Below are 24,761 nucleotides of genomic sequence, written 5' to 3' on the forward strand. Positions count from 1 at the left end.
CTGTTTCAGTTCTTCGGCACCATACGCGTGGCTATCGCGATGCGGTTGTAGGCATTGATGACGGTGGCCGCCCAGATCAATGCCGCGATCTGGTTCTCGTCGAAGACCTCGGCCGCCTCGGCGTACACCGCGTCCGGGACGCGACCGTCGTGGACCAGGGTCACGGCCTCGGTCAGCGCCAGCGCTGCGCGCTCCCGCTCGGTGAAGAAGGGCGTCTCCCGCCAGGCGTTCAGGGTGTACAGGCGCTGCTCGGTCTCGCCCTGGGCGCGGGCGTCCTTGGTGTGCAGGTCGAGGCAGAACGCGCAGCCGTTGATCTGCGAGGCGCGGATCCTGACCAGTTCGAGCAGTTCCGGTTCGACTTTTGCGTCCTGCGCCGCGGAAACGGCGGCGGCGTGCAGGGAACCCATGGCGACGGAGACGTCCGGGGTGATTTTCTTCAGCGCGACGCGGGATAGGGAAGGGCTTTCACTCATGAGGTGACCATATCCTCACGAGCGCATTATGGATGGGGAATTCGCGCGATTATCCGGGCAGTACCGCGCACAGCGCGTCCAGCGCCCCGGACCAGGCGTGGTCCGGGGGTGTGCCGTATCCGACGACCAGGGCGTCGACCGGAGCGGCCTGCGCGGCGGGGTGGGTGTAGCGGGCGAGTCCGTGGAGCGCGAGCCCCCGCCAGTGGGCCGCCTGGACCACCGACTGCTCGGTGCCGGGCGGCAGCCGCAGCAGGACGTGCAGCCCGGCCGCGATGCCGGTGACCCGGGCCCCGGGAGCGCGGGCGGCGACGGCGGCGACCAGGGCGTCCCGGCGGCGCCGGTAGCGCAGGCGGGTCGCGCGCACATGGCGGTCGTAGGCCCCGGAGGCGAGGAACTCGGCCAGGGTGAGCTGGTCCAGGACTCCGCAGGTGTCGACGCCGCCCTTCGCCGCCGCGACCTCCTCGGCGAGGCCGGGCGGCAGCACCATCCAGGCCAGCCGCAGCCCGGGGGCGAGGGACTTGCTGGCGGTGCCGAGGTAGATCACCCGGTCGGGGTCCAGGCCCTGGAGCGCGCCCACGGGCTGACGGTCGTAGCGGAACTCACCGTCGTAGTCGTCCTCCAGCACCAGCCCGCCGGTGCGGCGCGCCCAGTCCACGACGGCCGTACGGCGATCGCGGTGCAGGGGCACGCCCATGGGGAACTGATGGGCGGGGGTGAGCAGGATGGCGTCGGCGCCCGACAACTCGCCGGGGTCCGTGCCCAGTCCGTCGAAGGGCAGCGGGGTGGTGTCCAGGCCGGACGCGGCGAGGAGCCTGCCGTGCACGTCGAGCCCGTACGACTCGACCGCGACGGTCCGAGCCCCGCGTGCCCGCAGGACCGTGCCGAGCAGCTTCAGACCGTGCGCGAACCCGGCGCACACCACGATCCGTTCGGGGTCGGCGCGTACGCCCCGGGCCCGGGACAGATAGCCGGCGAGCGCGGCCCGCAGCTCCGGGCGGCCCCGGGGGTCGCCGTAGTCCAGCGCGTCGTACGGGGCGGCGGTGAGGGCGCGGCGGGCGGCCTTGAGCCACTCGGCGCGCGGGAAGGAAGCGAGGTCGGGGCTGCCGGGGCGCAGGTCGTAGGCCGGGCGGGTGCGGGCGCGGGGGTGGGGTGCCGTACCGGCCGGCGGGACGACCGTCCGCTCGGCGACCCGGGTCCCCGAGCCCTGCCGGGCGGTGAGCCAGCCCTCGGCGGCCAGGTCGGCGTAGGCGTCGGCGACCGTGTTGCGGGCGATGCCCAGGTCGGCGGCGAGCGCGCGGGAGGAGGGCAGCCGGGTGCCGGGGGCCAGCCGGCCGGAGCGCACCGCCTCGCGCAGGGCGTCGGTCAGCCCCCGGCGCAGGCCCGGGCCGGTCGGCTCCACATGCAGGTCGATGCCCAGAGTGGCCCATGGTTCCGCCATGGAAATGGACCATACCCCTGGGCTGCTTCCTTCCTAGGGTCGAGGGCATGACCACGCACACCGATGACACGACGCCCGCGACCAGTGCGGAGTACGCCGCCGAGCGGCCCGCCCGCCTGGAGTGGGCCAAGCACGCGCCCGACGTCTACAAGGCGATGGTCCGGCTCGACACCGCCGCCCGGCAGGGCCTGGACCACACGCTGTACGAGCTGGTGAAGATCCGCGCCTCGCAGGTCAACCACTGCGCCTTCTGCATCGACATGCACACCAAGGACGCCCTCGCGGCGGGTGAGAGCGTCGAGCGGATCATGCAGCTCGGCGCCTGGGACGAGTCGCGGCACTTCTACACCGAGAAGGAGCTCGCGGCGCTGGAGCTGACGGAGGCCGTGACGGTCCTGACGGACGGTTTCGTGCCGGACGCGGTGTACGAGCGGGCCGCGCGGCACTTCGAGGAGGCGGAGCTGGCGCAGCTGATCGCCGCGATCACGGTGATCAACGCCTGGAACCGGTTCGGCGTGACCTGCCGGATGGCCCCGGGGCACTACCAGCCGGGCCAGTACAAGTGACGCCCCGGACCCGGCTGCTCGACCCGGCGGTCGGCGGGGCCATGGCCGCCCTCAGCAAGGTCGCCAAGCGGGGCCTCGGCGACCCGGCGCTCGCCGAACTCGTCGTGATCCGCGCCTCGCAGCTCAACCACTGCGCGTTCTGCCTCGACATGCATCTCGCGCTCGCCCGCGAGTACGGGGTGAGTGAGAAGCAGCTCGACCTGCTGGCCGCGTGGGAGGAGGCCGAGGACGTCTTCGACGAGCGGGAGCGGGCCGCGCTGGCGCTGACGGAGGCGGTGACCCTGCTGACGGAGGGCTCCGTGCCCGACGAGGTGTACGAGAACGCCGCCAAGCACTTCGACGAGGCCCGGCTGGCCCATCTGATCGGGCTGGTCGTCGCCATCAACAACTGGAACCGGGTGATGGTGAGCCGCCGGATCCCGCCGGGGGGTCACACGCCATGAGCAAGGCCGAAGTGTTCCGCGCCCTGCACCACCACCGGGTGCCCGGTGATCCGCTCGTGCTGCCCGGTCCCTGGGACGCGGCCAGTGCGCGGGTGTTCGAGGAGGCGGGCTTCCCCGCGCTCGCCACGCCCAGCGCCGGGGTCGCCGCGTCCCTCGGGTACGAGGACGGGCGGACCCCGGCCGACGAGATGTTCGCCGCGGTCGCCCGGATCGTCCGGGCCGTCGACGTGCCGGTGTCGGCGGACGTCGAGGGCGGCTATGGACTCGCCCCGAAGGAGCTGGTGGAGCGGCTGCTGGAGACGGGGGCGGTGGGCTGCAATCTGGAGGACTCCGAGGACGGGGTGCTCAAGGACCCGCGCGCACACGCCGACTGGCTGGCCGAGGTGCGGGCGGCGGCCGGTGACCGGCTCTTCGTGAACGCCCGTGTGGACACCTTCTCCTGCGGGGTGGCCGATCCCGGACGGGCCATCGAGCGGGCCGCGTTGTACGTCGCCGCGGGCGCCGACTGCGTCTATCCGATCGGGGCCCCGTACGAGGTGCTGCCGCTGCTGCGGGCCGGGACGCAGGGGCCGATCAACATCGGGGCCCCGACGGACGAAGGCCCCTCACCCGCCGAACTCGGCGCGCGAGGGGCCACCCGGATCACCTTCGGGCCGCGACTCCAGCGGCGGGCCGCACGGGCCCTGCGGGAGATCGCCGCTCAGTTGACGTAGGACGTCAGGACAGCCACTTCTTCCAGGTGGACTTGTGGCTGTCCACCCACTTCTTCGCCGCGTCCTCCGGGGTCATCTTCTTGTCGGCGATCATCAGGGAGACCTCGTTCTGGTCCTCGGTCGTCCACTTGAACTTCTTCAGGAAGGCCGCCGCCTTGCCGCCGTTCTTGGCGAAGTCCGCGTTGAGGTACTTCTGCAGCGGCGTGTGCGGGTAGGCGCAGGCGACCTTCTCCAGGTCGGCGTCGCAGCCCTCCTTGTACTCCGGCAGCTTCACCTCGGTCATCGGGACCTTCTTGAACAGCCACTGCGGGGAGTACCAGTAGGTGAGGAAGGGCTTCTTCTCCTTGGCGAACTGCTTCATCTGGGTGATCTGCGCCGCCTCGGAGCCGGCGAACACCACCTGGTAGTCCAGCTTCAGGTTCTTCACCAGCGCCTTGTCGTTGGTGACATAGGACGGCGAACCGTCCATCAGCTGGCCCTTGCTGCCGCTCTCCGGGGTGCGGAACTGATCGGCGTACTTGTTGAGGTTCTTCCAGTTCGTGATGTCCGGGTGCTTCTTGGCGAAGTACGTCGGGACGAACCAGCCGATGTGGCCGGTGACGCCGAGTCCGCCGCCGGGCGCGATCGTCTTCTTGTCCTTGACGTAGCGCTGCTCCTGCTCGGGGTGGCCCCAGTCCTCCAGGAGCGCGTCGACGCGGCCCTGGCTGAGGGCGTCCCAGGCGGGCACCTCGTCGACCTGGACGGTGTCGACGCGGTAGCCCAGCTCGTGCTCCAGGAGGTACTGGGCGACGGCCACATTGGCCTGCGCGCCCACCCAGGACTGCACGGACAGGGTCACGGACTTGGCGCCCTGCGCGTTGGCGAAGGGCGAGGCCTGCTTGGTCATGTCGGCGGCGCCGCAGCCGGTGAGCAGCGCCAGGGAACCCACGGCGGCGATCAGGGCAGTCGTACGGACTCGCATGTCACGCTCCCTTCTTCGCACGTCGCTCGGTGGGCTGGGTCACCCGGTCGAGCATCAGGCCGAGGCAGACGATCGCCCCGCCGGCCACCAGACCGGTCGCCAGGTCGCCCTGGGCGAGGCCGAAGACCACGTCGTAGCCGAGCGCGCCACCGCCGACCAGGCCGCCGATGACGACGACGGCGAGGACCAGGACGAGGCCCTGGTTGACGGCGAGGAGCAGCGCCGGGCGGGCCAGCGGGAGCTGGACCTGCCGCAGCTGCTGCCAGCTGGTCGCGCCGAGCGAGCTGGAGGACTCCAGCGCGGCCGGGTCGACCTGGCGCAGGCCCTGGGTGGTGATGCGGACGACGGCCGGCAGCGCGTAGACGATCGCGGCCGCGACGGCCGGGGCGCGGCCGACGCCGAACAGGGCGACGACCGGGATCAGGTACACGAACTGCGGCATCGTCTGGAACACGTCGAGGACGGGACGCAGCAGCCGCTCCAGACGGTCGCTGCGGGCCGCCGCGATGCCGGTGGCGAAGCCGAGGACGAGGGTGACGGCGACGGCGGCGAGGACCTGCGACAGGGTGTCGAGGGAGGGCTTCCAGACGCCGAGGGCGCCGATCGCGGCCATGGCGAGGACGGCGGTGAGCGCGGTGCGCCAGGTGCCGATCACCCAGGCCAGGGCGGCGACGATCAGCAGCACCGACCACCAGGGCAGCCCTTGCAGGCCGTCGCGCATCGGGTCGAGGACCCAGGTGGTGAAGTGGCCGGCCCAGTCGGCGGTGCCGCCGATGACGGGGACGCCGGAGTAGAGATGCGCGGTCATCCAGTCGACCGCGCGGTTGACGGGCTCGGCGATGCCGACGACCCACGACTCGGGCCAGTCGAGCCGGCCGACGAGACGCCCGGCGACCGCCACGGCGGCGAAGGCGACCAGGGCGTACAGCCAGCCGAGTCCCTGCCGGGGCTCCGGTTCGGCGCCGAGCCGCTCCCCCGCCGCGCCCGTGACGCGGTCCAGGACGACGGCCAGCAGCACGATCGGGATACCGGCGGCGAGCGCGGCACCGACGTCGACCGAGGCCAGCGCCTGGTAGACGCGGTCACCGAGACCGCCCGCGCCGATGACGGCCGCGATGACGGCCATCGACAGCGCCATCATGATGGTCTGGTTGAGGCCGAGCAGGAGTTCCTTGCGGGCCAGCGGGATACGGGCCGTCAGCAGCCGCTGGCGCGCGGTGGAGCCGAGCGACTCGACCGCCTCCAGCACCTCCTTGTCGGCTCCGCGCAGACCGAGCGAGGTGAGCCGGGCCATGGGCGGGGCGGCGTAGATGACGGTGGCCAGGACGGCCGCCGGGACGCCGATGCCGAAGACCAGCACGACGGGCAGCAGATAGGCGAAGGCCGGGAGCACCTGCATGGTGTCCAGGACCGGGCGCAGGACGCGGTCCATCCGGTCGGAGAGCCCGGCGGCGAGCCCGAGCACTGCGCCCACGAGGACCGACGCGAGGACCGCGACGACCATCAGGGCGAGCGTCTGCATGGTCGGCACCCACATGCCGAGCAGGCCGCAGGCCAGGAACGCGACGCCCGTGCCGAGCGCGAGCCGGACGCCCGCGACGCGCCAGGCGACCAGCGCGCCGAGGGCCGTGACGCCCGCCCAGCCGACAGCCAGGAGGCCGAGGTAGACGGCTCGTACGGCGATGACGACGACATTGCTGACGTGGCCGAAGAAGTACAGGAACAGCGGGTGGCTGTCGCGGTTGTCGATGATCCAGTCGCTGGCCTTGGCGAGCGGCTCGGAGAAGTCGACGGTCAGGGCGGTCGGCCAGCTGCCGCTCGCCCAGCGGGCGTTCGCCAGCGGCACGAGGATCGCGGCGGCCAGGGCGAGCAGCAGCAGCTTGCGGACGGCGGGGCTCTTGAGGAGGGCGGGCAGGCCCACGCGGGGCGGGGACGCGGTGATGGTCGCCATCACACCGCCTCCTTGGACTTCTCCGTCCCGGGCGGAGCTGGCTGCTCCGTGCCGGCGACGACACCGAGCAGCGTGTCGGAGTCGACGACGCCCACGCAGCGGCCCTCGTCCACGACCCGGGCCGGGGCGCCGGCGCGGGCGACCGCCTCGATCGCCTCGGAGACGGTCGCGTCGGGCCGGACGGCCGGTCCGCTGCCGTCCTGGTCGGCCGAGGGGTTGCGCATCGCCGTGCGGACGGTGAGGACCTGCTCGCGCGGGACGTCCCGGACGAACTCGCGGACGTAGTCGTCGGCGGGCGAGCCCACGATCTCCTCGGGCGTGCCGAGCTGCACGACCCGGCCGTCGCGCATCAGGGCGATGCGGTCGCCCAGCTTGAGGGCCTCCTGGAGGTCGTGGGTGATGAAGACCATCGTGCGGCCCTCTTCGCGGTGCAGCCGGACGACCTCCTCCTGCATCTCGCGCCGGATGAGCGGGTCGAGGGCGCTGAACGGCTCGTCGAAGAGCAGGACCGCGGGGTCGACGGCGAGCGCGCGGGCGAGGCCGACGCGCTGCCGCTGGCCGCCGGAGAGCTGGCTGGGGCGGCGGTGCTCCATGCCTTCCAGACCGACCTTGGCGACGACCTCGGCGGCGCGCTCACGGCGCTCGGCCTTGCCCATGCCCTGGATCTCCAGGCCGTAGGCGACGTTGTCGAGGACCGTGCGGTGCGGCAGCAGGCCGAAGTGCTGGAAGACCATGGCGGCGCGGTGGCGGCGCAGTTCGCGCAGCCGGGAGCGGTCCATGGCGCGGACGTCCTCGCCATCGATGGCGATGGTGCCGGCCGTCGGCTCGATGAGCCGGGTCAGACAGCGCACCAGCGTGGACTTGCCGGAGCCGGACAGGCCCATGACGACGAATACCTCGCCCTTGCGCACATCGAAGCTGACGTCGCGGACGGCGGCCGTGCAGCCGGTGCGGGAGCGCAGCTCGGCGGGGTCGAGGGCGGTGAGCTCGGGGTCGGCGGGAACGCGCTCGGCCTTGGGGCCGAACACCTTCCACAGGCCCTCCACCGAGAAGACGGGGGTGGTGTCCATGGTCTGCTCCGTGGGGGGTTCGAGGGTCGGGATCTCGGTCATCTCGGTCACCGGTCACCACCGCCGATCAGCTCGGCGGCCTTCTCGCCGACCATGAGCACGCCGATCATGGGGTTCACGGTGGTCATGGTCGGGAACACGGAGGCGTCGGCGATGCGGATGCCCTCCAGGCCGCGGACGCGCAGCTCGGGGTCGACGACGGCGAGGCGGTCGTCGGCGTCGCCCATCTTGCAGGTGCCCGCGGGGTGGTAGACGGTGTGCGCGACCTTGCGGGCGTACTCGCTGATCTCCGCGTCGTCGGTCACGTGCGGGCCGGGCGCCACCTCGCGCTTGAGCCAGCCTGCCAGCGGCTCGGTCTTGGCGATCTCACGGGCGATCTTGATGCCGTCGACGAGGGTCTGACCGTCGTAGTCGTCCTCGTCGGTGAAGTACCGGAAGTCCAGGGCCGGCTTGACCTCGGGGTCGGCGCTGGTCAGGTAGAGCCGGCCGCGGCTCTTGGGCTTGGGGATGTTCGGGGTCATCGAGACGCCGAACTCGGGCCGCTGGTAGCCGAGGCGCTCCGGGTTGTCCGTGAAGGGGATCTGGTAGAAGTGGAACATCAGATCGGGGTGCGGCTGTTCGGGGTCCCGGCGCACGAACAGGCCCGCGTCGGAGTCCATCGCGGAGTTCTCCGGGATGGGGCCGTTCGTCTCCCACACGATCACCGACTCGGGGTGGTCGAGCAGGTTCTCACCGATGCCCGGCAGGTCGTGCGTCACGGGTATGCCGAGCTTCTCCAGGTCCGCCTTCGGGCCGATGCCGGAGTGCATCAGCAGCCGGGGCGAGTCGACCGCGCCGGCACAGAGCAGGACCTCATTGCGGGCCTTGACGAGGATCTCCTCGCCGTCCTTGGTGCGGACGTGCACGCCCTCGGCGCGGTTGCCGTCCAGCTCCAGCTTGTACGCCCAGGTCTCCAGCAGGATCGTCAGGTTGGGCCGCTCGTCCATGACCGGGTGCAGATACGCCACCGACGCCGAGGAGCGCTTGTTGTTCTCGGGGTGGTAGGCGAGGTCGAAGAAGCCGACGCCCTCGGTGAACGGCTTCTTGTTGAAGCCCTCCACGCGCGGCACGTTCAGCGCCGCCTGCGCCGCGTCGACGAAGTCGCGGGCGATGGCGTTCCGGTCCTTCTCGTCGACCGGGACGACGTTGTTGAGCAGGCGTGCGAAGTACGCCTCCATCTGCACCGCGCCCCAGCCCTTGGCGCCGGCGGCCTCCCACTCGTCCCAGTCGGCCGGCAGCGGCTTGAAGGCGATGAGGGTGTTGTGCGAGGAGCAGCCGCCCAGGACCCGGGCGCGGCTGTGCCGGATATGCGAGTTTCCGCGTGGCTGCTCGGTGGTCGGGTAGTCGTAGTCGAGCTCGCCGCCCAGCAGGCCCATCCAGCGGCGCAGGGTCAGCACGTCGTCGCGGCCGACGTCGCTGGGGCCGCCCTCGATGACAGCGACGGTGACATCGGGGTTCTCGGTCAGACGGGAGGCAATGACGGAACCTGCGGTTCCGCCGCCTATCACGACATAGTCGTACTCATGACTGGTGTGGGACATGGCGTACTTGCTCCAGAGGGGTGAACCAGAGGGGACGAAGAATTCGGGCCCGAAGGGCGTGGGTGCGCGGGTGCGCGCGTGCGGGGGCGCGGGAGGTCAGCCCGCGAACCAGCGCACCGGCTTCGGGGCGAGGTTCTGGTAGACGTGCTTGGTCTCTCGGTACTCGGCGAGTCCGGCCGGGCCGAGCTCCCGGCCCACGCCGCTCTTGCCGAAACCGCCCCACTCCGCCTGCGGCAGGTAGGGGTGGAAGTCGTTGATCCAGATCGTGCCGTGACGCAGCCGGCCGGCCACGCGCCGGGCGCGGCCCGCGTCGGAGGTCCAGACACCGCCCGCGAGGCCGTACTCGGTGTCGTTGGCGAGGGTCACGGCCTCGTCCTCGGTGCGGAAGGTCTCGACGGTGAGGACCGGTCCGAAGACCTCCTCACGGATGACCCGCATCTCGCGGTGGCAGTGGTCGAGGACGGTCGGCTCGTAGAAGTAGCCGTTCTCGGGGCGCTGCGGGGACGGCTCGGGGCGCTTGCCGCCGGAGCGCAGCACCGCGCCCTCCTTGAGGGCGGACTCGACGTACATCTCGACCTTGTCGCGCTGCTGCTCGGAGACGAGCGGGCCACACTCGACGCCGTCCTCGGTGCCGCGGCCGAGGCGGATCTTCTCGGCGCGCCGGGCCAGTTCGGCGACGAAGCGGTCCCGGACCGACTCCTCGATGATGAGGCGGGCGCCGGCCGAGCAGACCTGGCCGCTGTGGATGAAGGCGGCGTTGAGGGCCTGGTCGACGGCGGTGTCGAAGCCCTCCTCAGTGGCGCAGGCGTCGGCGAAGACCACGTTGGGGTTCTTGCCGCCGAGTTCCAGGGCGACCTTCTTGACGCCGGGCGCGGCGGCCTGGGCGACCTTGGTGCCGCTGACCAGACCGCCGGTGAAGGAGACCAGGTCGACGTCGGGGTGCTCGGACAGGCGCGCGCCGACCGAGTGGCCGGGGCCGGTGACGATGTTGGCGACGCCGGCGGGCAGCCCGGCCTCGACCAGCAGCTCGATGACGGCGATGGTCGTCATCGGGGTGATCTCGCTCGGCTTGATGACGAAGGTGTTGCCCGCCGCGAGCGCCGGGGCGATCTTCCAGCTGGCCTGCAGCAGCGGATAGTTCCAGGGCGTGATCATCGCGCAGACGCCGAGGGGCTCGTGCACGACGACGCTGTGGACGTCGGGCGAGCCCGCGTCCACGACCCGGCCCGGGGCCTCGCCGGCGACCAGGTCGGCGAAGTAGCGGAAGGCGTCGGCGACACAGTCGATGTCGACGCGGCCCTCCTCGACGGTCTTGCCCGCGTCCTGGGCCTCCAGCCGCCCGAGCTCCTCGCGGTCGCGCACCAGCAGGTCGGCGACGCGCCTCAGCAGCGCGGCGCGCTCGGCGACGGGCGTGCGGGGCCAGTCGCCCTCGTCGAAGGCGCGCCGGGCGGCGGCGATCGCCAGGTCGGTGTCTTTCTCGTCGCCCTCCGCGACCACGGCGAACGGCAGCGCGTCCGCGGGGTCGAGGATCTCCCGGGTGGAGCCGGAGACGGCCGCACGCCACTCCCCTCCCGCGTGGATGGTGCTGCGCGCCTGAAGTACGTTGCTTTCCGCCATGACCGCTTTCGCCTTCCGTTCCTGATCAGCGCCCTTGTGTCACACACGTGTCACTAAGAGACCGAGTGCGCCTGCCCTCACCCTCCCGATGCATGCACGATCCATGGCCGAAAGTGCGCTGTGTCACTGAAGATGCGGTCAAACACGGGCGAACCACCCGCCGATCAGGGACGGCTGACGTCAAGTCGTCCGAGGTCGGAAGCCCTCCGGCGGGTCCTCGCCCACCCTCCCGTCCACGGCCTCGCGTATGAGGTCGGCGTGGCCGACATGGCGCGCGTACTCCTCGATGAGATCGGCCAGCAGGCGCCGTACGTTCGGCGACCGGCCGTCCCGGGTCGTGAAGGCGGCGAGGCGGCCGGCGTCGCTCCCCGCGAGCACCTCCCGCAGATTCACCCGGGACCGCAGCACGGCCTCCGTCCACAGCGCGTACAACCGCTCCGGCGGGTCCCCGGCGGCCGAGCTCCACTCCCAGTCCGGCTCCGCGTCCCAGTCCACCGCGTCCCACGGCGGGGCGGGCTCCCTCCCCAGCAGCCGCACGGACAGGTAGTGGTCCTCGATCAGGGCGAGATGCTTGAGCAGCCCGCCCAGCGTGACGGCCGAGGAGGCCACCCGCGCGCTCAGGCCGGCCGCGTCCAGGCCCTCGCACTTCCAGGCGAACGTCCTGCGCTGGCGCTCCAGGGAGCCGACCAGCGTCTCGGCCTCGTCGCCCGCGATCGGCGGCTCCAGCGGCACGTCCGCCACGTCCCGTTCCACGTCCGGTGTCATGCCGCGAAGACTACGACCGGGGTCTGACAACGCGGAAAGCACGCAGGCCCCGTACCGGTCGGTTCCGGTACGGGGCCCGCGTGGAGAGGCTCGGGTCAGATGAGGCCGAGGCCGCGGACCGCCTCGCGCTCCTCCTCGAGCTCCTTGACGGAGGCGTCGATCCGGGCGCGGGAGAACTCGTTGATGTCCAGGCCCTGGACGATGTCGTACGTGCCGTCCTTGGTGGTGACGGGGAAGGAGGAGATGAGGCCCTCCGGCACGCCGTACGAACCGTCCGACGGGATGCCCATGGAGACCCAGTCGCCCTCGGCGGTGCCGTTGACCCACGAGTGGACGTGGTCGATGGCGGCGTTCGCGGCGGAGGCGGCCGACGAGGCGCCACGGGCCTCGATGATGGCGGCGCCGCGCTTGGCGACGGTCGGGATGAAGTCCTCGGCCAGCCACTTCTCGTCGTTCACGACCTCGGCGGCGTTCTTGCCGGCGACCGTGGCGTGGAAGATGTCCGGGTACTGGGTGGCGGAGTGGTTGCCCCAGATCGTCAGACGCTTGATGTCGGCGACCGTCGAGCCCGTCTTCTTCGCGAGCTGGGTCAGCGCGCGGTTGTGGTCGAGGCGGGTCATCGCGGTGAAGCGCTCGGCCGGTACGTCGGGCGCGGCGGCCTGGGCGATCAGGGCGTTGGTGTTGGCCGGGTTGCCCACGACCAGGACCTTGATGTCGTCCGCGGCGTGGGCGTTGATGGCCTGGCCCTGCGGCTTGAAGATGCCGCCGTTGGCCTCGAGGAGGTCACCGCGCTCCATGCCCTTGGTGCGGGGGCGGGCGCCGACGAGCAGCGCGACGTTGGCACCGTCGAAGGCGACGTTCGGGTCGTCCGAGATCTCGATGCCCTGCAGGAGCGGGAACGCGCAGTCGTCGAGCTCCATGGCGGTGCCCTCGGCGGCCTTGAGCGCCGGGGTGATCTCCAGGAGGCGCAGCTTGACCGGCACGTCCGGGCCGAGGAGCTGACCGGAGGCGATGCGGAAGAGCAGGGCGTAACCGATCTGGCCGGCCGCGCCGGTGACGGTGACGTTCACGGGAGTGCGGGTCATGGCGTTCTCCGTATGACAGCTGGCGGTGGGGCGGTCCCTGCCCCGGACGTCTGATCGATCTCTTGGTATCAAGAGATCCACCAGCGGTCAGGCTATCGCGCATCCGGTATCTCGCACGGCCGGGTCGGTGTGGCCCACCCCACAACCCGCCCGGCGCCCATACAAAAGGCGGCCGCCCGTCCGGGAGAGGTGGACTGGGGCGGCCGCCGGGGGGAACCGACTCTGCCGGACTCCCGTGGGGGTACGGTTCGCGTGCCCTGGATTCCCCCGGCCATGCCTGCGTCCCCGAAATTAGTTCGGACGAGTCCGGGCGGGCCGGCCAGAGGCCCGCCAGAAGCCCCCTGACCTGCCGGCGGCGCCCTCAGGAGGCCGACCCCTCGGGGCTACTCCGTGCAGCCCTTCTGGCCCGAGGCCAGGGTCGCGCAGGCCTTGGCGTCGGCGGCGTTCTTCACGGCGACCATCGGGGTGTAGGCGATCGCGTCACCGGCGACGGTGATGCTGCCGGTCTGCTTCGCCTTGCCCGCGCTGATCTCGACCTCGTCGCCCTGGGTCGCCTGGGTGACACGGCCCCAGGCCGCCTTGCAGGTCTCGCTGTAGCGGACCTCCACGACGGTGGTGCCGACGGTCGCGGTCTGCGCCGTGGTCACCAGGTCACCGCTGCATCCCATGCTCTCGGCGTCCTTGCCGGTGCAGCTCTCGCCGCTGCACTTCACACCGGGCGGCAGGTCCGGGTTCGTGGTGGCGCTCGGCTTGGGCGACTTGGCGCCGCCCTTGGCCTCGTCGTCGCCACCGCCACCGGTGAGGTAGAACGCGCCGGCGATCACCACGAGCACGCCCACGACACCCGCGACGAAGGTCACGGTCCGCCGCTTGCCCCCGGCGGGTCCCTTCGAGCGGTCCTGGTCAGCGCCCTGCGGCGACCGGTGCTGCGAGCCCGCGCCCGCACCCGGCGTCCGCGCGGGCCCGTCGGGCGACCCCGCGGGAGTACCGCCGCCCGCACCGGGCCGGGCCCCGAGGCCGCTGCCCGCGCCGACGCCGGTGCCGGTGCCGGTGCCGGTGCCGGTGCCGGTGCCGGTGCCGGTGGAGCGTCCGCCCGACGGTGACGGCCCCTGGTATCCGGCGAGGCCCCACGAGTTGACCTCGGGCGCACCGCCCCGGCCGCCGTCCTCCCGCGCACCACCGCTGGTGGAGGAGTCCTGGACCTCGGGCGCCGTCGGCTGCGGCGGCACGGTCGGGGACACCCCGGCCGGCCCCGCGATACCCGGCGTGACCGTGGCACTGCCGCTCCTGCGGGCGGGCTTGTCGTCACCCCCGGACGCCGACTTGCCCGAAGCGGACGTGCCGCCGGAGGCTCTCGTGCCGCCGCTCTTGGATCCGGTGCTCTTGGAGCCGGCCGACGGGTCGCCGAAGTCCTGGCCGCCGAACTCCCCGAGCGCGGCGCGCGCCTGGGAGATCCGTATGGCCTCCATCGTCATGTCGTGCCGCATCTCCGAGCGGCTCCAGGCGCGCTCGGCGAGCTCCCACATGGTGGTCAGGTGCAACGGGTTGGTCCCGGTCACCTCGGCCAGCGCCACGATCGCGCCCTTGGGCGCGAGCAGCCGGCCGTTCAGATATCGCTCCCACGACGTCTTGCTGTAGCCCGTGCGGTCCGCGATCGACGCGATGCTCAGACCACTGCGGTCCACGAGCCTGCGCAGCTGGCTGGTGAACTCCCTGATCTGTGGATCGAGCTCCTCCGGCAAGGCCTTCCAACGAGGCATTGCTTCCCCCCTCTTCCCCCCGGTCGTGCTGATATTTCCCGCGCTGTTCGCCCCGCGCGTTGGCGGCCTTGGCCGAGTCCCCGTTCTGGTTACCCACAGGGATGCGCAACCTCAGGATCTCAGTTCCCTGACCGGGGGCGCACAGAAGCACGGTGACCGCGCGCGATACACCCGGGACCGTCCCGATTGTCCACGCCAACCCCGTTGCCGCACCACTTCGTACGGAATCCGCCAGAGGAAGTACCGGAACCGTCACTTCCGTGCCACAGCGTACTGACAGCCGTTGAACGGGCCGTCGGCCGTACCGGAGGGTGATGCGTGGCGGCGGCCCGTCCTTCCTCGGGGGAGAGGACGGACCGCCGTCCGGTCAGTCGCTGGTGACCGTGAAGTGCAGCGTGTCCTTCAGGAACGGAATCTTCAGCAACGGGTCCGGCTGCGCCATCAGCGCCAGCAGGACGATCACCAGGCCCAGCACGCCGCAGGTGACGATGTCCGTGAAGCGGGAGCGGACGGCGAGCATGCCGACGTCCGGCAGCAGCCAGCGCATCACACCGCTGCCCAGCAGGGCGAAGCCGATCAGCAGCGTCCCGATCCGGAACTGGTCGAAGGCGGTCACCAGCAGCCCGAGACCCACGAGCCCCAGCACGACGAGCACGGGCCACTGCCGCACCGGAGCGGGCGCGTCCCCGGACACGGCCCGGCCGCCGCCCTCGGGCCGCGCGGTGTCCTTGGTGAAGAGCGGGAACCGCCGGGTGACCCGGCGCGGCCGCCCCTCGGCGTCGGGCGCGCTGACCGGGTCCCGGACGGTGAGATCGTCCTCACCCGCTTCCGGCTCACCCGACTTGCCCGACTCATCTGATTCGCGCGATTCATCCGACTCGGCCCGTTCGGCCGGAGCGCTCGCGCCGGCCTGCGCGTCCGGCTCGGCCGAAGCGACCTGCTCGGCCGAAGCGACCCGCTCGTCCGCCTCGCCCGAAGCATTCGGGCCGCCCTGCCCGTTCTCGGCACCTCGTCCGGCCCGCGCGCCGCGAGCGGTCGCCTCGGTGCCCTCCGCACTCCTGCCGGCCGGGGCGCTCTCCGTGCTCAGGCCGCTCCGCGCGGCCGGGGCGCCTTCCACGCCCCCGCCGCGTGCCGCCGCGCCGCGTGCGCTCCGCTCAGCCGACACTGCGCTCCGCCGCCTCGACCACGTTGACGAGAAGCTGGGCACGGGTCATCGGGCCGACTCCGCCGGGGTTCGGGGAGATCCAGCCGGCGACCTCGGCCACGTCGGGGTGGACATCGCCCACGATCTTGCCCTCGGCGCTGCGGGAGACGCCGACGTCGAGGACGGCCGCGCCCGGCTTGACGTCCTCGGCGCGGATCAGATGGGCGGAACCGGCCGCGGCGACGATGATGTCCGCGCGCTTGAGGTGCGCCGACAGATCACGCGTGCCGGTGTGGCACTGGGTGACGGTCGCGTTCTCGCTGCGGCGGGTGAGCAGCAGCGGCATCGGGCGGCCGATGGTCACGCCCCGGCCGACCACGACGACCTCCGCGCCCTTGATCTCCACGCCGTAGCGGCGCAGCAGGGTCAGCACGCCGTTCGGGGTGCAGGGCAGCGGGGCCGGCTCGTTCAGGACGAGGCGGCCGAGGTTCATGGGGTGGAGCCCGTCCGCGTCCTTGTCCGGGTCCATCAGTTCGAGGATGCGGTTCTCGTCGATGCCCTTGGGGAGCGGCAGTTGCACGATGTACCCGGTGCAGGCCGGGTCCTCGTTCAGTTCGCGGACGGCCGCCTCGATCTCCTCCTGCGTCGCTGTCGCGGGCAGCTCACGCTGGATCGAGGCGATACCGACCTGTGCACAGTCACGGTGCTTGCCGGCGACGTACTTCTGGCTGCCGGGGTCGTCCCCGACCAGGATCGTGCCGAGGCCGGGCGTGACGCCCTTCTCCTTCAGCGCCGCCACGCGGGCGGTCAGATCGGACTTGATCGCGGCTGCGGTGGCCTTGCCATCGAGAATCTGGGCGGTCATGGCCCCATCCTCGCGGATGACCCGCCCACGGTTCCAATCCGGCCACAATCCGGGCACCGGGGGCCGCTCCTCCCGTATCCGCCCATGATCAGCGATGTTGCACTTGCACAACACATCGGGAATGCGGCTGGACAAGCCCGTCACCGGTGCAGAACGATGACATGACAAGTGCCGCGGGCAGTTCAACGGGGGGACGGTCGCAATACGAAGTACTTCTCCTCCGTGCGGATGACCCGCGTCGTCCCCGCACTCGAAACATCAACGGAGGAAAGTCAGCCATGAGCTACGGCGACCCGAACAACCCCTACGGCGCTCCCCAGGGGCAGCAGCCGCAGCAGCCGGGCTACGGCTACCCGCAGCAGCAGGGCCAGGCGCCCGGCTACGGCTACCCGCAGGCCCCTCCGGTCTCCCCCTACGGCGGCGGCCCCGCCGCGCCGACCACGATGCCGGGCTCGGTGAGCGCGGCCCGGGTGATGACGTGGGTGATCGTCGGTCTGCAGGTCGTCGCCGTGGCGATCCTCGCCTTCGCCGCCGCGGCCATCAACGCCGCGAAGGACGACGAGTCCCTCCAGGACAACACCGCCTTCCAGGACCTGGTCGGCCAGTCGACCGGCCTGATCTGGGGCTACGTGGTGTTCGGCCTGGCCTGGCTGGTGTTCGCGGCCGTCCTGGCGACGAAGTTCAAGAACGGCGGCAACGGCGCCCGGATCACCATCCTGGTCTTCGCCATCGTCACGGCCGTCCTCGGCATCTACCCGTTCGTCATCATGGGCCTGGTGCACACCGTCCTGGGCATCCTGGTCGCGGTGTTCGTCGGCAACGCCAACGGCAAGGCCTGGTTCAACCGCCCCCGTTACTGAACCGCCCCCGGCGGGCGGACCAGTTCACGCCAATCACTTCCAAGGGCCGTGTCTCACCCGTACGAGGGGGGCACGGCCCTGGTGCGTCGCCCTAGTCTGACGGTGGTAGCTGTGCAGGCACGGGGAGAGCACCTTGTTCAGCATCATCGTGGTACCTCCGCCGACCACGGAGGACGAGCGAAACCGCACCCAACGCAGACTCGCGCCCGGCGAACGCCTCGCCTTCGGCCGGTCCGCGCACGACAACGACCTGCCCATCACCCACGACGGGGTCTCCCGCCGGGCCGGTGAGATCACCGCGCAGGGCGCCTTCTGGATCCTGAGCAACCTCAGCCGCGAGCAGACCTACGTGGTGGAGAACCCGGAGGGCGCGGGCGAACACGTCAAGGTGGCGCCGGGGCGGCTGGACGCGCCGATCCCCTTCGAGTTCTCGCGGATCGTGCTGCCCGCGGCGGGCGATCTGCTGGCGCTGGAGGTGTGGGCGCCGCGCCACGACTATCTGAGCGGCACGGGCGGCCTCGACGGCGCCACCACCGCGCCGGCCTTCTCGCTCGACCGCACCAAGCGCTACTTCGCGGTCCTGGCCGCCCTGTGCGAACCGCGTCTGCGCGGCACCCCGCACGCGCCGCTGCCCACCGTCGAGCAGGTCGCCGACCGTCTGCGCCCCGCCTGGCCGGCCGCGTCCCGCACGTCGGTGCAGTGGAACATCGACTACCTCGCCGTGAAGCTGCGTCTCAAACCGGGCCCGGAGAGCGCGGACACGGGCCCGCGGCTCAACGGCAAGAAGGAGTCCCTGGTCTCCCTGGCGCTCCGCTTCGACCTGGTCCGGGAGGACGACCTGGGCGTCCTGGCCGCCTCGCCGGGCGGGGTGACGCGGTGAACGAGCCCTACGCCGTGCCGGTGCCGAAGGGGTACCGGGTCGGCGTCTGGGAGGTGCGCGAGCCGATCGCGACCGGCGCCTTCGGCAGTGTGTACGCGGCCCGGCGCGTCGGGGGAAGCCCGGAGCTGCCCGCGACCGTGGCCCTGAAGTTCCTGCCCACCGGTACGGCCACGCCCCGCCGGCTCACCCACCTGCGCGAGCTGATCGAGCGGGAGGTCGCGCTGTACCGGCGGCTGAGGCATCCGCGGCTGGTGCGGATGTACGAGACGCTGACCGTCGACGACCCGGGCCGCCCGGAGCTGGACGGCGCCACCGTGCTCGTCCTGGAGCGGGCCGAGGGCTCCCTGTCCGCCCTGCTCAGGGCGGTGCCCCGGCCCGAGGCGGGTCCGGCGCTGCTCGCGCAGATCTGCGAGGGGCTGGCCCAGTTGCACGACGCCGGCTGGGTGCACGGCGACCTGAAGCCGGCCAACGTGCTGCTGATGGAGGACGGTTCGGTCCGGCTGGCCGACTTCAACATGGCGGCCGAGCTGGAGGGCACCCACGCCTACACCCCGGCGTTCTCCACGCCCGACTACACACCGCCCGAGCTGCTGTGGACCGAGATCGGCGAACGGGGCCGCCGGATCCGCCCGTCGGCCGACGTGTGGGCCTTCGGCGTCCTCGCCCACCTCGTCCTCACGGGCTCCTTCCCGCTGCCCGGCGCCACTCCGACGGCCCGCCGCGACGCGGCGGCGGCCTACGCCCGCGGCACCGACGAGCTGCGTCTGTCGCCCGAACTGGCCGACGGCTGGCGGGAGATCGTGGGCGCCTGTCTGACGCGGTCGTACCGCGACCGCATCACCGGCGAGGCGCTGCTGCGCCGCGTCCGGGCGGCCGCCGCCGGGACGGCTCATCGTCCCTTCCGGCTGCCCCGGCTGCTTCCGGCCCGCCGCCGCGTGCGCCGTACGTCCGTCGCCGCGGCGGTGGCGGCCGGTTCCCTCGCCGCCCTGGCCGCCCTTGCGTACGGTGTCGGTTTCCGGCCCGGCGGCAGCGGCTCGGGCGCCCCCGCGAGCGTCGCGGCCGCCACGTACGGCGCGTCCGACCTGCGTACCGACCGGGGCGTCCCGCCCGCCTACCGGCTGCTGATCGTCAAGACGGCGCACGACTGCGACCAGAAGGAGGTCACCCCGGTCCTGATCGCCGCCATGCTGAAGGTGGAGAGCGACTTCGACCCGGACCTCTCCGATCCCGCCAACGACGAGTACGGCATCGCCCGCTGGACCCCGCGGGTGCTGCGCTGGTGGATGAACGAGGACGGCACTCCCGGCGAGGCCGTCCCCCAGCCGCCGTTCCCGCCCGCCGAGTCCATCCCGGCGATGGGCCGCTATCTGTGCTGGATCGCCCCGCGTCTGGAGCCCGGGCTGCGGGGCGACAGACGGGTGCTGGTCGCCGCCGCGTACCGGACGTCGTACAAGACGGTGAACAAGGCGGGCGGCGTGCCCGCGGACACCCGCGCCTACGCCGGCCGCGTCGCGCACTACCTCACGGAGTACGCGCCGGCCGGCCGGAGGTGACCTGGCCGGCCGCGCGGGGCGTGCCGGGGCCGGGCAGTGGGATGCCCAGGAGCGCGGAGAGGTCGCCGGACGCCTGCGCGTTGTCGCGGAAGCACACGGTCCGCCAGCCCGCCGCCTCGGCGGCCGCGCAGTTCTCCGCGAGGTCGTCGACGAGGACGTGGCGGGCGGTGGGGGACGCCTCCGCCGCGATGCGGAAGACGGCCGGATCGGGTTTGCGCACGCCGACCCGGCACGAGTCCACGACGGCGTCGAAGCGGCCCGCCGGAGCGGTGATACGCCGCCAGTGCCCCTCCCATTCGGGCACGTTGTTGGTGAGCAGCCCGACCGGGTGACCGGCGGCCCGGACGGCGCGGACCGCCGCCGCCATCACCGGGTTGCCCGGTCGTCCTCCCAGCCACTGCTCGCCGAACCGCTCCAGTCTCGCGGCGCCGAGGTCCAGGCCGGGGTGGCGGGCGCGCAGGGCCGCCCGGACCCTGCCTCCCCATTCGGCCTCGCTGATCCGGCCCAGTTCGAGCGGGGCCAGCGGGTGCATGCCGAGGTCCGCTCCCACGTCGGCCACGGCCCGGCGCAGCCGCCCGGGCGAGATGCCGGTCTCCTCGGCGTACCGGGCGTACAGCTCGGCCATGGTGGGGGTCAGGACACCGCCGAAGTCGAACCAGACGGTGGTGTCGGTGGTCGTCACGGTGTATCTCCCGTCTCAGGCCGCGGTCACGAGCCGGGGGCGGGGATCCGTCGCCGCGACGCCGCTGGTGCCGCGGCCGCGCTGCTCCGGGAGAGCGAGGTCCCTGGCGGCGAGGGTCACCCGCGCCGTCGCCAGGACGTCGCCCTCCTGCTCCAGGACGAGGTCGAGCACGGGCTGGCCGTCGGCACCGTCGGCGGGGCGGGCCCGGCAGTCGGTGGGCAGTTCGAACTCGCCGTACTTCAGGAACGTCACGTCGCAGCCGGTGAGCGCGAGGTGCTGGGGGGCGATGTCCAGGCCGCACAGCTCACGGGCGGCGGTGGTGGCCGTCTGCCGGAGTGCCTCGAACATCACCGCGCCCGGGATGTGGTCCACGGGGTGGTCGAAGAGCGCGGGGTGGGTGCGGTCGACGACCACCTGGGCGACCACCTCCGCGGCCGAGGACACGGTCACCCTCCCCAGGACGACGTTGGCGGACAGCTCACGGCCCACCTCCGCGGGCTCCAGCCGGTTGACCAGCGGGTGGGCGCGTCTCGGGTCCAGGGCGAGGGCGGCTCTGGCCCGGGTGCGCAGCTGCCCCATGGTCCGGCCCGGTATCCAGCGGTAGGCGAGCCGCATGGTCGCCGCCGCCCTGCCGTCGACGAAGGCCCGCACCTCCACGGTGGCGCCGCAGGGCCGGCCGGCCCGCTCCCGGACGTCGGTGAACTCGCCCTCCACGGTGACGGCGGCGGGCAGTTCGCCGACGCGCAGCGCCTCGGGGTCGAGGATCTCGAGTGCGCCCCGGTCGAAGACGAAGCTGCTGTCCGCCGGTGCCGCGAGGTACTCGTGCGAGGCGAGGATGCAGGACTGGCGGAAGATCTCCAGTACGAGCAGCGGATCGTAGGACGGGGCCGTCCCCGCGTCCGTCACATGGTCGCTGTAGTACAGGTGCGCTCGCGGCGGCTGGGCGGCGACCCGGAAGGTGCGCTCGCCGGTGCGCAGAGCGTCGGTCAGGAAGCACTCGCTGACGGCGGCCCGGTGGGTGAGGGCGCGGTCGACGGTCCGGGCGTAGGAAAGGACGCCGTCTGTCATGGGTGTTGCCTCCTCGGGCGGGTTCGATGTCGGGTCGTGCGGGGCGGTGCGGGGCGGTGCGGAAGACCGTGGGGCTGCCGCCGGGCGACGGCGGGGCGGGGTGACGGCCGGTCAGGAACCGGCCGTGGTCTCCCGCCGCCCGTTGAAGACGACGAGCTGGCGTCCTCGAACACCGCCCGCGGCGAGCCGGCGGTGGGCGTCCGGCGCCGCGGACGGGGTGAGCAGGGAGTCCGTGCGCAGGGAGAGCAGTCCCTCGCAGGCGAGCGCGGCGAGTTCGGTGAGGGCGGCGGCCTTGTCCGGGTAGGCCATGACGTTCAGCTCGTGCCGCACGATGCCGCGGGGCAGGGCCAGTGCGCCCGGACGGCAGGTCACCACGGCGCCGCCGTCCCGGACGGCGCCGAGGACCCCTTCGCCCAGGACGGCGGCGTCCACCAGCGCGTCGACGCCCTCGGGCACGGCGTGGCGGTACCGCTCGGCGAGCGAGGCCGCCGCCGCGGGGGTCTCGCTCGGTGTGTCCGTCGGCTCCGCGTGCCGCGGCACGACGATCTCGGCGCCGAGCTGCTTCAGCAGCGGCTCGTCCTGCTCGGCCGCCTCGGCGACCACACGCAGGCCGCGGTGCACGGCGAGCTGGATCACGAAGCCGCCGAGTGCGCCGGCTCCGCCGGTGACGGCCAGGGTCGCCCCGGAGCGGAGTCCGAGCAGGGCGAGCGCCTGATGGGCCGTCAGCGCGTTCATCGGCAGCCCGGCAGCCCGGACCAGGTCCATGCCCGGCGGGACGAGGACCGTGTCGGCGGCGGAGACGACCACGTACTCGGCCTGTGCCCCGCTCTGCGGGCGGAACGGGTTGACGAACGCCATGACCCGGTCGCCGAGGGCGAACAGGGTGCCGGCGCCGGCGGCGTCGACGGTGCCGGAGACGTCCATGCCGGGGATGAACGGGGGTTCGAAGGCGGCCATGTAGTCGGCGAGTTCGCCCGAGCGAAGCATGAGGTCGGTGGGGTTGACGGCTGCGGCGGCCACGCGGATGCGCAGCTCACCGGGGCCGGGGTCGGGTATCCCCCGGTCGATGACCTCGAGCACGTCCGGTCCGCCGTATTCCAGGATTCCGACTGCGCGCATGGTGGAGCACTTCCGTTGTGGGGCCGCGAGGCCTGCGGGTGGGTTTTCTCGGGGTGGGGTGGAACGCGGTGGTCAGGCCGGGCGACGCCCGGCAGCGAGGGGTGTCCGGGCCGTCCAGCGGGGCTCGGGGAGCCGCAGCGGGGGCGCCGGAGGCGGGGCGGGCAGCAGGCGCCAGCCCTCCCGTGCGGCGATGGCGCGCAGTTCCCGGTCGCCGCCGACCACCACGCCACGGCCCGTGGCCCGCAGCATGGGCAGGTCCGAGGCGTGGTCGCCGTAGGCGGTGGCGGCGGCTGGGTCGATGCCGTGCTCGGCGGACCAGGACCGGACGGCGTCCGCCTTGGTGCCGCCGATCATCGTGACCGCCGCGTCGCCGGTGTAGTGGCCGAGGACGGTCTCGGGCTCCGTCGCCAGGACCGCGTCCACCTCCAGCAGGCGGGCCAGCGGCGCGAGGAGCGCGGGGAAGGAGCCCGAGACGAGCACCACGGGCTCCCCCGCCGCCTGGTGCCGGCGCAGTGCGGCGACGGCGCTGTCGTGCAGGAAGCCCTCGGACTCCAGCTCGTGGCGGAACCACTCCTCCGCCAGCTCCGTCACCCAGGAGACGCTGAGCCGGGCGTAGCTGGCGAAGTAGGCGCGGTTGGTGCGTGACCGGCAGACGCCCGCCTCGGTCATGGCGCGCAGCCGCTGCCGCTCCTGGGTGTAGGCCTGCGGGGGGCGTCCTTCGACGGCGAAGCGGTACTCGAGGAACCGGAACAGGGTGGTCCCGGTGGTCAGCGTGCCGTCGACGTCGAAGAACGCGGCCCCCGCGGTGCCGGCCGGGGCGTCACCGGGCAAGGCGCGCGCCCTTCGCGGTGAGCAGTCTGGCGGTCTCGGCGACATTGGAGGCGTCGAGTATCTCGTCGTCGCCGATCTCCACCCCGTACGCCTTGGACAGGTGCACCGCGAGTTCCAGCAGGACGAGGGAGTCGAAGTCCATGTCCTCGTACGGCGTGGTGGCGGTCGTGTCCTGCGGTGCCTCGAACTTGCCGCGGACGATGTCGAGTACGGCCTCGGTCAGGTCGCCGGGGGCGGTGGTGGGAACGGTCATGGTGTCCTTCTCCTACGGTCGGGTGTGGCCGGCGGGTGGGGCCGGGCCGGGTCAGGCGGGAACGACATCGGGCCAGGTCAGGGCAGCGGAGCCCCAGGTGAGCCCGCCGCCGAAGGCGGTGAGCAGCACCCGCTCCCCCACCGTGAGGGAGGAGGCGGCCGCGGCGTCCGCGAGGGCGATGGGGATGGACGCGGCCGAGGTGTTGCCGACCTGGTCGAGGTTGACCACCGCCCGCTCGGCGGGGATGCCGAGTTGCTCGGCGACCGCGCGCAGGATGCGGACGTTGGCCTGGTGGCCGACCAGGTGGCCGACGCTCTCGACGGGCCAGCCGATCCGGTCGAGCAGGGCCGTGGACGACTCGCTCATGCGCTGCACGGCCGAGAGGAAGACCTTGCGGCCCTCCATGGCGAAGTACTCGTCGCCCGGGGCCGGTTCGGCCAGCGCGGCGCGCTGCCGGGAGCCCCCGGCCGGGATGCAGATCACGTCCTTCTGCGTGCCGTCGGAGCCGAGCTCGAAGCCGTGCAGGGCGCCGGGCCGGTCCGCGTCGCCCGCGGTGAGGACGACCGCGCCGGCGCCGTCGCCGAAGATCACCGAGGTGGTGCGGTCGGCCGGGTTCAGGATGGTCGAGTAGGTCTCGGCGCCGATGACCAGCGCGGTTCGCGCCCGTCCGGCGCCGATGGCGTTGGCCGCGGTCTCCAGCGCGTAGACGAATCCGGAGCAGACGGCGCTGATGTCGAACGCCGCCGCGCCGGTGAGGCCGATCCGGGCCGCGACGTCGGGCGCGGTGGCCGGGCAGAGGTGGTCGGGTGTGGTGGTCGCGAGGACCACGAGGTCGACCGCGCCCGGCTCGGGGTCGACGCCCGCGGACTTCAGCGCGCGGTGCCCGGCCTCGACGGCGAGGTCGCCGGTGGAGGTGCCGGGGTCCGCCCAGCGCCGGCTGCGTATGCCGGTTCTGGACGTGATCCATTCGTCGGTGGTGTCGAAGCGGTCAGCGAGTTCTTCGTTGCTGACGCGACGCGGAGGAAGGTAGGCGCCGAGTCCGGTGAGTACGGCGGTCAGGGGCATGTCTTACGCCTCCCGTGAA

Annotated in this window: 24 protein-coding genes; 6 read left to right on the forward strand and 18 right to left on the reverse strand. The window is 72.5% G+C overall.

Going from position 1 to position 24,761, the window contains the following annotated elements:
• Nucleotides 1–5 precede the first annotated feature (5 nt).
• Together KJK29_RS13370 and pdxR are read right to left on the reverse strand one after the other, a co-directional pair.
• Entirely contained in the window at nucleotides 6–473 is a 468-nt protein-coding gene (locus KJK29_RS13370; protein WP_215119219.1) for a carboxymuconolactone decarboxylase family protein, read from the reverse strand.
• 49 nt (nucleotides 474–522) lie between these two features.
• On the reverse strand, nucleotides 523–1,911 hold the full coding sequence (gene pdxR / locus KJK29_RS13375) for a MocR-like pyridoxine biosynthesis transcription factor PdxR (RefSeq protein WP_215119220.1): 1,389 nt from the start codon (nucleotides 1,909–1,911) through the stop codon (nucleotides 523–525).
• Nucleotides 1,912–1,958: 47 nt separating this feature from the next.
• Between pdxR and KJK29_RS13380 the strand changes: the two genes are divergently transcribed.
• The 3 genes from KJK29_RS13380 to KJK29_RS13390 are packed head-to-tail and all read left to right on the forward strand — an operon-like array spanning nucleotide 1,959 to nucleotide 3,633.
• On the forward strand, nucleotides 1,959–2,477 hold the full coding sequence (locus tag KJK29_RS13380) for a carboxymuconolactone decarboxylase family protein (protein ID WP_215119222.1): 519 nt from the start codon (nucleotides 1,959–1,961) through the stop codon (nucleotides 2,475–2,477).
• A complete protein-coding gene (locus tag KJK29_RS13385) occupies nucleotides 2,474–2,920 on the forward strand; it encodes a carboxymuconolactone decarboxylase family protein (protein WP_215119224.1) in 447 nt (148 codons plus the stop codon). Before KJK29_RS13380 ends, KJK29_RS13385 begins: the two co-directional genes overlap by 4 nt.
• Nucleotides 2,917–3,633: an isocitrate lyase/PEP mutase family protein gene (locus KJK29_RS13390; RefSeq protein ID WP_215119226.1), complete on the forward strand. Its 717-nt coding sequence runs from the start codon at nucleotides 2,917–2,919 to the stop codon at nucleotides 3,631–3,633. The genes KJK29_RS13385 and KJK29_RS13390 overlap by 4 nt, the downstream gene beginning before the upstream one ends.
• A 4-nt stretch (nucleotides 3,634–3,637) precedes the next feature.
• On the opposite strand, the gene KJK29_RS13395 is transcribed toward KJK29_RS13390, so the two are convergent.
• The 10 genes from KJK29_RS13395 to KJK29_RS13440 form a co-directional block, all read right to left on the reverse strand.
• Complete coding sequence (locus KJK29_RS13395) at nucleotides 3,638–4,594, reverse strand: ABC transporter substrate-binding protein (protein ID WP_215119227.1); 957 nt, start codon at nucleotides 4,592–4,594, stop codon at nucleotides 3,638–3,640.
• A gap of 1 nt (nucleotide 4,595) precedes the next feature.
• On the reverse strand, nucleotides 4,596–6,545 hold the full coding sequence (locus KJK29_RS13400; RefSeq protein ID WP_215119232.1) for an ABC transporter permease: 1,950 nt from the start codon (nucleotides 6,543–6,545) through the stop codon (nucleotides 4,596–4,598).
• The gene (locus KJK29_RS13405; RefSeq protein WP_215124261.1) at nucleotides 6,545–7,657 is read right to left on the reverse strand and encodes a quaternary amine ABC transporter ATP-binding protein; all 1,113 of its coding nucleotides are present in this window, start codon (nucleotides 7,655–7,657) and stop codon (nucleotides 6,545–6,547) included. The genes KJK29_RS13400 and KJK29_RS13405 overlap by 1 nt, the downstream gene beginning before the upstream one ends.
• Nucleotides 7,658–7,662: 5 nt before the next feature.
• Nucleotides 7,663–9,195, reverse strand: a complete 1,533-nt coding sequence (locus KJK29_RS13410; protein ID WP_215119233.1) for a GMC family oxidoreductase — start codon at nucleotides 9,193–9,195, stop codon at nucleotides 7,663–7,665.
• A 96-nt stretch (nucleotides 9,196–9,291) separates the two neighbouring features.
• A complete protein-coding gene (locus KJK29_RS13415) occupies nucleotides 9,292–10,812 on the reverse strand; it encodes an aldehyde dehydrogenase family protein (RefSeq protein ID WP_215119235.1) in 1,521 nt (506 codons plus the stop codon).
• Nucleotides 10,813–10,992: 180 nt separating this feature from the next.
• Nucleotides 10,993–11,577 (reverse strand): DinB family protein, encoded by a 585-nt coding sequence (locus KJK29_RS13420; RefSeq protein ID WP_215119237.1) that lies wholly within the window; start codon nucleotides 11,575–11,577, stop codon nucleotides 10,993–10,995.
• 95 nt (nucleotides 11,578–11,672) lie between these two features.
• A complete protein-coding gene (locus tag KJK29_RS13425; RefSeq protein WP_215119238.1) occupies nucleotides 11,673–12,662 on the reverse strand; it encodes a malate dehydrogenase in 990 nt (329 codons plus the stop codon).
• Between the two features lie 383 nt (nucleotides 12,663–13,045).
• Nucleotides 13,046–14,422 (reverse strand): helix-turn-helix domain-containing protein, encoded by a 1,377-nt coding sequence (locus KJK29_RS13430; RefSeq protein ID WP_215119239.1) that lies wholly within the window; start codon nucleotides 14,420–14,422, stop codon nucleotides 13,046–13,048.
• Between the two features lie 367 nt (nucleotides 14,423–14,789).
• Entirely contained in the window at nucleotides 14,790–15,509 is a 720-nt protein-coding gene (locus KJK29_RS13435) for a DUF3017 domain-containing protein (protein WP_215124262.1), read from the reverse strand.
• A 67-nt stretch (nucleotides 15,510–15,576) separates the two neighbouring features.
• The gene (locus KJK29_RS13440; RefSeq protein WP_086602564.1) at nucleotides 15,577–16,431 is read right to left on the reverse strand and encodes a bifunctional methylenetetrahydrofolate dehydrogenase/methenyltetrahydrofolate cyclohydrolase; all 855 of its coding nucleotides are present in this window, start codon (nucleotides 16,429–16,431) and stop codon (nucleotides 15,577–15,579) included.
• 278 nt (nucleotides 16,432–16,709) lie between these two features.
• Here KJK29_RS13440 and KJK29_RS13445 point away from each other — a divergent pair, with 278 nt between their 5' ends.
• From KJK29_RS13445 to KJK29_RS13455, 3 genes are all read left to right on the forward strand, one after another.
• Nucleotides 16,710–17,291: a hypothetical protein gene (locus tag KJK29_RS13445; protein ID WP_215119241.1), complete on the forward strand. Its 582-nt coding sequence runs from the start codon at nucleotides 16,710–16,712 to the stop codon at nucleotides 17,289–17,291.
• Nucleotides 17,292–17,424: 133 nt separating this feature from the next.
• Nucleotides 17,425–18,171 carry an FHA domain-containing protein gene (locus tag KJK29_RS13450; RefSeq protein ID WP_215119242.1) on the forward strand — a complete coding sequence of 249 codons (747 nt, stop codon included), beginning with the start codon at nucleotides 17,425–17,427 and terminating at the stop codon, nucleotides 18,169–18,171.
• Entirely contained in the window at nucleotides 18,168–19,724 is a 1,557-nt protein-coding gene (locus KJK29_RS13455) for a protein kinase domain-containing protein (RefSeq protein WP_215119249.1), read from the forward strand. The genes KJK29_RS13450 and KJK29_RS13455 overlap by 4 nt, the downstream gene beginning before the upstream one ends.
• On the opposite strand, the gene KJK29_RS13460 is transcribed toward KJK29_RS13455, so the two are convergent.
• The 6 genes from KJK29_RS13460 to KJK29_RS13485 all read right to left on the reverse strand — a co-directional run bounded on the left by KJK29_RS13460 (nucleotide 19,693) and on the right by KJK29_RS13485 (nucleotide 24,742).
• The gene (locus tag KJK29_RS13460) at nucleotides 19,693–20,406 is read right to left on the reverse strand and encodes an HAD-IA family hydrolase (protein WP_251057779.1); all 714 of its coding nucleotides are present in this window, start codon (nucleotides 20,404–20,406) and stop codon (nucleotides 19,693–19,695) included. The two genes, KJK29_RS13455 and KJK29_RS13460, sit on opposite strands and share 32 nt — an antisense overlap.
• A gap of 15 nt (nucleotides 20,407–20,421) precedes the next feature.
• Nucleotides 20,422–21,474, reverse strand: coding sequence for a ScbA/BarX family gamma-butyrolactone biosynthesis protein (locus KJK29_RS13465; RefSeq protein WP_215119250.1), 1,053 nt, complete (start codon nucleotides 21,472–21,474; stop codon nucleotides 20,422–20,424).
• Nucleotides 21,475–21,585: 111 nt separating this feature from the next.
• A complete protein-coding gene (locus tag KJK29_RS13470) occupies nucleotides 21,586–22,593 on the reverse strand; it encodes an NADP-dependent oxidoreductase (protein WP_215119251.1) in 1,008 nt (335 codons plus the stop codon).
• Between the two features lie 72 nt (nucleotides 22,594–22,665).
• Nucleotides 22,666–23,424 (reverse strand): HAD family hydrolase, encoded by a 759-nt coding sequence (locus KJK29_RS13475; protein WP_215119252.1) that lies wholly within the window; start codon nucleotides 23,422–23,424, stop codon nucleotides 22,666–22,668.
• The gene (locus tag KJK29_RS13480) at nucleotides 23,414–23,677 is read right to left on the reverse strand and encodes an acyl carrier protein (protein WP_215119253.1); all 264 of its coding nucleotides are present in this window, start codon (nucleotides 23,675–23,677) and stop codon (nucleotides 23,414–23,416) included. The genes KJK29_RS13475 and KJK29_RS13480 overlap by 11 nt, the downstream gene beginning before the upstream one ends.
• Nucleotides 23,678–23,728: 51 nt before the next feature.
• The gene (locus KJK29_RS13485; RefSeq protein ID WP_215119255.1) at nucleotides 23,729–24,742 is read right to left on the reverse strand and encodes a beta-ketoacyl-ACP synthase III; all 1,014 of its coding nucleotides are present in this window, start codon (nucleotides 24,740–24,742) and stop codon (nucleotides 23,729–23,731) included.
• Nucleotides 24,743–24,761: the final 19 nt, after the last annotated feature.

This window comes from Streptomyces koelreuteriae (assembly GCF_018604545.1).
GTDB lineage: Bacteria > Actinomycetota > Actinomycetes > Streptomycetales > Streptomycetaceae > Streptomyces > Streptomyces koelreuteriae.

Coding starts and splice junctions, on each gene's coding strand:
- KJK29_RS13370 (WP_215119219.1), bottom strand. CDS start 473: ATGAGTGAAAGCCCTTCCCTATCCCGCGTCGCGCTGAAGAAAATCACC.
- pdxR (WP_215119220.1), bottom strand. CDS start 1,911: ATGGCGGAACCATGGGCCACTCTGGGCATCGACCTGCATGTGGAGCCG.
- KJK29_RS13380 (WP_215119222.1), top strand. CDS start 1,959: ATGACCACGCACACCGATGACACGACGCCCGCGACCAGTGCGGAGTAC.
- KJK29_RS13390 (WP_215119226.1), top strand. CDS start 2,917: ATGAGCAAGGCCGAAGTGTTCCGCGCCCTGCACCACCACCGGGTGCCC.
- KJK29_RS13395 (WP_215119227.1), bottom strand. CDS start 4,594: ATGCGAGTCCGTACGACTGCCCTGATCGCCGCCGTGGGTTCCCTGGCG.
- KJK29_RS13400 (WP_215119232.1), bottom strand. CDS start 6,545: ATGGCGACCATCACCGCGTCCCCGCCCCGCGTGGGCCTGCCCGCCCTC.
- KJK29_RS13405 (WP_215124261.1), bottom strand. CDS start 7,657: ATGACCGAGATCCCGACCCTCGAACCCCCCACGGAGCAGACCATGGAC.
- KJK29_RS13410 (WP_215119233.1), bottom strand. CDS start 9,195: ATGTCCCACACCAGTCATGAGTACGACTATGTCGTGATAGGCGGCGGA.
- KJK29_RS13415 (WP_215119235.1), bottom strand. CDS start 10,812: ATGGCGGAAAGCAACGTACTTCAGGCGCGCAGCACCATCCACGCGGGA.
- KJK29_RS13420 (WP_215119237.1), bottom strand. CDS start 11,577: ATGACACCGGACGTGGAACGGGACGTGGCGGACGTGCCGCTGGAGCCG.
- KJK29_RS13425 (WP_215119238.1), bottom strand. CDS start 12,662: ATGACCCGCACTCCCGTGAACGTCACCGTCACCGGCGCGGCCGGCCAG.
- KJK29_RS13430 (WP_215119239.1), bottom strand. CDS start 14,422: ATGCCTCGTTGGAAGGCCTTGCCGGAGGAGCTCGATCCACAGATCAGG.
- KJK29_RS13440 (WP_086602564.1), bottom strand. CDS start 16,431: ATGACCGCCCAGATTCTCGATGGCAAGGCCACCGCAGCCGCGATCAAG.
- KJK29_RS13445 (WP_215119241.1), top strand. CDS start 16,710: ATGAGCTACGGCGACCCGAACAACCCCTACGGCGCTCCCCAGGGGCAG.
- KJK29_RS13465 (WP_215119250.1), bottom strand. CDS start 21,474: ATGACAGACGGCGTCCTTTCCTACGCCCGGACCGTCGACCGCGCCCTC.
- KJK29_RS13470 (WP_215119251.1), bottom strand. CDS start 22,593: ATGCGCGCAGTCGGAATCCTGGAATACGGCGGACCGGACGTGCTCGAG.
- KJK29_RS13480 (WP_215119253.1), bottom strand. CDS start 23,677: ATGACCGTTCCCACCACCGCCCCCGGCGACCTGACCGAGGCCGTACTC.
- KJK29_RS13485 (WP_215119255.1), bottom strand. CDS start 24,742: ATGCCCCTGACCGCCGTACTCACCGGACTCGGCGCCTACCTTCCTCCG.